The sequence below is a fragment of the Alphaproteobacteria bacterium genome, assembly GCA_030740435.1.
Lineage (GTDB): Bacteria > Pseudomonadota > Alphaproteobacteria > UBA2966 > UBA2966.
The window spans coordinates 1-4,215 of sequence record JASLXG010000214.1; the positions used below are offsets into that span (position 1 = coordinate 1).

General features: G+C 64.1%; 4 protein-coding genes and 1 pseudogene. 3 read left to right on the forward strand and 2 right to left on the reverse strand.

Annotated elements, in window-relative coordinates:
* The 3 genes and pseudogenes from QGG75_20360 to QGG75_20370 form a co-directional block, all read left to right on the forward strand.
* The coding region (locus QGG75_20360; GenBank protein ID MDP6069584.1) for a YciI family protein at positions 1 to 618 on the forward strand (618 nt) is incomplete at its 5' end.
* Positions 619 to 629: 11 nt separating this feature from the next.
* Positions 630 to 728: pseudogene (locus QGG75_20365) on the forward strand (hypothetical protein).
* A 606-nt stretch (positions 729 to 1,334) separates the two neighbouring features.
* Positions 1,335 to 1,559, forward strand: coding sequence for an SRPBCC family protein (locus tag QGG75_20370; GenBank protein ID MDP6069585.1), 225 nt, complete (start codon positions 1,335 to 1,337; stop codon positions 1,557 to 1,559).
* A 135-nt stretch (positions 1,560 to 1,694) separates the two neighbouring features.
* On the opposite strand, the gene QGG75_20375 is transcribed toward QGG75_20370, so the two are convergent.
* Positions 1,695 to 2,888, reverse strand: coding sequence for a phosphoglycerate kinase (locus QGG75_20375; GenBank protein MDP6069586.1), 1,194 nt, complete (start codon positions 2,886 to 2,888; stop codon positions 1,695 to 1,697).
* Between the two features lie 3 nt (positions 2,889 to 2,891).
* Positions 2,892 to 3,899, reverse strand: a complete 1,008-nt coding sequence (gene gap / locus QGG75_20380) for a type I glyceraldehyde-3-phosphate dehydrogenase (GenBank protein MDP6069587.1) — start codon at positions 3,897 to 3,899, stop codon at positions 2,892 to 2,894.
* Between the last annotated feature and the right edge of the window lie 316 nt (positions 3,900 to 4,215).

The window sequence follows — 4,215 nt, forward strand, 5'->3', positions numbered from 1 at the left end:
GAGAGAGAAGATCAAAAAACGGACCGTTCAAAAACGCCGCTTGAACCATCAACGACAAGCGGCTTAACATCAAACCAAGATGAGCCAGATCCTCCGGTAAAAAATAGGCTCAACAGTCCCGAATGTTTTGATGACGGACACCGTCATAGATCGCTTACAATTGTTTCCTCGGTTTTGGCGGGAGTTGGCCGATGGACGATGATGGCGTTCAGAAGGACTCACCGTTGCACGACGTGCGATTTCTTGGAGTCGCGATTAGCTCCAGCAACCCCTAAATCGAGGTCGTCTCCACCGCCGGGACTTCGCTATATGGACGAATCCCACTACATCTACGTCGTTCGCCCGACCCGCCCCGAGATGCTTTCAGACGGTATGACCGACTTGGAACAAGATACCGTTGCGGCGCATTTTGATTACCTCAAGGTATTGGCCGATAAGGGCGTCGTTCGGATGGCTGGGCGGACGCTCGAATTTGGGAAACAGGCGTTCGGTATCGTCGTATTTATGGCTGCATCCGAGGCTGAGGCGCAGAGACTGGTCGATGATGATCCCGCCGTTCGCGAGGGTGTCATGACTGCGGAGCTATCCTTATTCAGGATTGCTATCGATCGTTCATAGGTTCGGATACCCGCGTCACCACCGAGATGGCCCTGCACGTGCACGCCTACAACCTCACGCGCGTCATCAACATCCGGGGCACCGGCCCGCTGATGGCCGCAATGCGAGCCTACGCTCGTCACGGGCCAGAGCGCGCCCGGGGGAATAGACCCAGCAAGCCGATCTTCCGGCCAGCATTTCCGCTTTCGATACCTGGGCGTCCGGTGCTGAGGGTACAGCGAACATACCGGAGGTGGCGCCGAATTGACGCGGTTGACCCACAGCAGCCATTAGAACGGACAGTTCGAATTTTCCTTTCTCCCTATATAAGTTTCACCGAAATGGCTTCTCGAAAAAGTCCATCTAATCGGACTATCCTGAAGCTACTCTGTCGGTATGTATTTGATATGGTCGCTCCGAAACCTTGCCGGGACGGACGGTTTGGCTGATCGTGAATACCGAAACGAAATTGTGCCGCAAATGCAGGAACCAAAAGAATGATACACCATGAACGGATCCATGATATCGACGCCACGACTGACACCATATGGGCTGTTCTCAGCCGATTCATGCACATCGACGAATTCGCACCGCTGGTCAAATCCGTGGACGCGCTTACTGAAGGCCCAGATGGGATAGGATCGATCAGGCGCTGCCATTTTGCTGACGGCACCTCGGTGGTGGAGGAGGTCACTGGATGGGAGGCCAATTGAGGGTATCGTGTTCGTTTGTCGGAAATGGAAGCAATGCCTCTACATGAAGCTCATGCTGAGCTGACCGTCGAGCCGCTGGACGCCGGGAGATCGAGAGTGAAGTGGAGCATGAATTATCGTGTTAAATACGGACCGTTCGGATGGATATTGGGTCAGACCATGATGAAAGTGATGATGGGCAAAATCCTCGACGGCAATCTGAAGGGATTGGCCGATAAGGTCCAGTCGAACGACATTGGCCGGGGTTAATGAATGAGCAGATGTCACTTCTGCTTTTGGCTATTCGCGTCGCCGCGGCCCGCCAGCCATCACGACCGCAGGCAGGTGAAAAGCTGACCCGACGGGTCGGCAGGTCCCCGCCAACCCACAAGATCGGACAGAAACCTAAGGGTTTTCCAGCACCGCCACACCGGGCAGGGTCTTGCCGGCCAGCCAGTCGAGAAAGGCGCCGCCGGCCGTCGAGAGGTAGCTGAAATCGTCCGCCGCCCCGGCCTGGGCGAGCGCCGCCAGGGTGTCGCCGCCGCCGGCCACGCTGGTCAGCCGGCCGGCCGCCGTGAGCTCGGCCGCGGCCCGGGCCACGGTTGCCGTGCCGGCAGCGAAAGGCGGCGTTTCGAAGGCGCCCAGGGGGCCGTTCCAGACGATGGTGCGGCAGGCCTCCAGACGGGCTGCCAGATCGCGGGCGCTCTCGGGCCCGATGTCGAGGATCATGGATTGCCTTGGCACCGCCCTGGTGGCCACGGTCTGGAAATCCACGCCTTCCCCGAGTTCGTCCGCCACCACCACGTCGTCGGGCAGCACGATGGTGCAGCCGGCGGCCCTGGTCCGGCTCTCGACATCGCGGGCCGTCTCGGCCAGCTCGTGCTCGCAAAGGCTGCGGCCGACGTCGATGCCGCGGGCGTGCAGAAAAGTATTGGCCATGCCGCCGCCGATGATCAGCACATCGACGCGGGTCACCAAGTTGTTCAGGACCTCGAGCTTGGTCGAAACCTTGGCGCCGCCGATCAGTGCCGCCAGGGGCCGCTCAGGCGTTTCCAGGGCGTCGCCCAGGGCCCGCAACTCGGCGCCCATGCCGAGTCCGGCGGCGGCCGGCAGAAGGCGGGCCAGGGCCTCGGTCGAGGCATGCGCCCGGTGGGCGCAGGAGAAAGCGTCGTTGACGTAGCAATCGCCGAGTTCGGCCAAGCGGGCCGCGAAATCGGGGTCGTTGGCTTCCTCGCCGGCATGAAACCTGAGGTTCTCCAGCAGCGCCACTTCGCCGTCGGACAGGCCTGCGACCACCGCCGCCGCCTTTTCGCCGACGCAGTCCTCGGCGAAAGCGACGGACTGCCCCAGCGCGGCGCTGAGTGCCGGCACCACGGCGGCCAGCGACATCTCGGGCAGCGCCCGGCCTTTTGGGCGGCCGAAATGCGAGATCATGACGACCCGGGCGCCGCGCCCCACCAGGGCCTTGACGGTGGGCACCAGGCGTTCGATGCGGGTGGCGTCGCTGACCTGGCCCTCCCGCATGGGCAGGTTGAGGTCGGCCCGCAACAGCACCCGCCGGCCGCCGACCTCGAGCTCCTCGAGGCTGCGGAAGGCCACGGTTCAGCCGAGTTTGGCGAGCGCCACGGTGGTGTCGCACATGCGGTTGGAAAAGCCCCACTCGTTGTCGTACCAGCTCAGCACCCGCACCAGCTTGCCGCCCACCACCTTGGTCTGGGTCAAATCGAAGATCGAGCTGGCCGGGTTGTGGTTGAAGTCGATCGACACCATGGGCCCGTCCGAGACCGCCAGCACGCCCTTGAGACGGCCGCGGGAGGCCTTGTTCATGGCCTGGTTGACCTCGTCGACGCTGGTCTTGCGTTTGACCGTTACGGTGAGGTCGACCATCGAGACGTTGGGCGTGGGCACGCGCACGGCCGAGCCGTCGAGCTTGCCGGCCAGCTCGGGCAGCACCAGGCCCAGCGCCCGGGCCGCTCCGGTCGAGGTCGGGATCATCGAAAGCGCCGCGCCGCGGGCCCGGCGCAGGTCGTCGTGCAGCGTGTCGAGCACCGGCTGGTCGCCGGTGTAGGCGTGTACCGTGGTCATATAGCCGCTCACGATGCCGACGGTGTTGTTCAGCACCTGGGCCACCGGGGCCAGGCAGTTGGTGGTACACGAGGCGTTGGAGACCACGCGGTGCGATTTGCGCAAGGTTTTGTGGTTGACGCCGTAGACCACGGTGGCGTCGGCGCCGCCGGCCGGGGCCGAGACCAGCACCCGCTTGGCGCCCGCCTCGAGGTGCTGGGCCGCCGCCTCGCGGCTGTTGAAGAAGCCGGTGCATTCGAGCGCCACGTCGACGCCCAGCTTGGCCCAGGGCAGCTTGGCGGGATCGCGCTCGGCCGTCACCTGGATGCGGCCGCGGCCGATGTCGATGGCGTTCTTATATGTCTTGACGCTGCCGGCGAAGGGGCCGTGCACGGAATCGTGGCGCAACAGGTGGGCATTGGTTTCCACCGGGCCCAGGTCGTTGATGGCCACGACCTTGATGTCGCGCCGTTTACCTTCGTGCACGGCGCGCAGGATGTTGCGCCCGATACGTCCAAAGCCATTAATCGCTACTCGAACCGCCATCGGTTCCTCCGTTTTCTTCGTCTGGGTTGTCGCCGGACGGGCCGGCAGGGGTGCAATCTAGCCCGCATTTCTCACCGGGTCACGGCCTGCGTCGCCCCCAGGTGATGCGATCCGGAAGGAAAAGGTCGAAGAGCGTAGTGGGACTACGCTCTTCGACCTTTTTCGTAGCGGGCGCGCAGCTGGGGGCGACCCTTCGGGCGTGGGGGGGGGGGCCCCCCCCGGGCGGGCGGGGGGTGGGCCCGGGGGCCCCCCCCCCGGGGCCGCCCCCCCCCCCACGGCGGCGCCCCCCCCCCCCCCCGCCCCGCGCCCCGCCGCG

What these genes read in the sequence shown, in the direction of transcription:
- QGG75_20370 (MDP6069585.1), top strand. Translation starts at nt 1,335, where the DNA reads ATGGAAGCAATGCCTCTACATGAAGCTCATGCTGAGCTGACCGTCGAG.
- gap (MDP6069587.1), bottom strand. Translation starts at nt 3,899, where the DNA reads ATGGCGGTTCGAGTAGCGATTAATGGCTTTGGACGTATCGGGCGCAAC.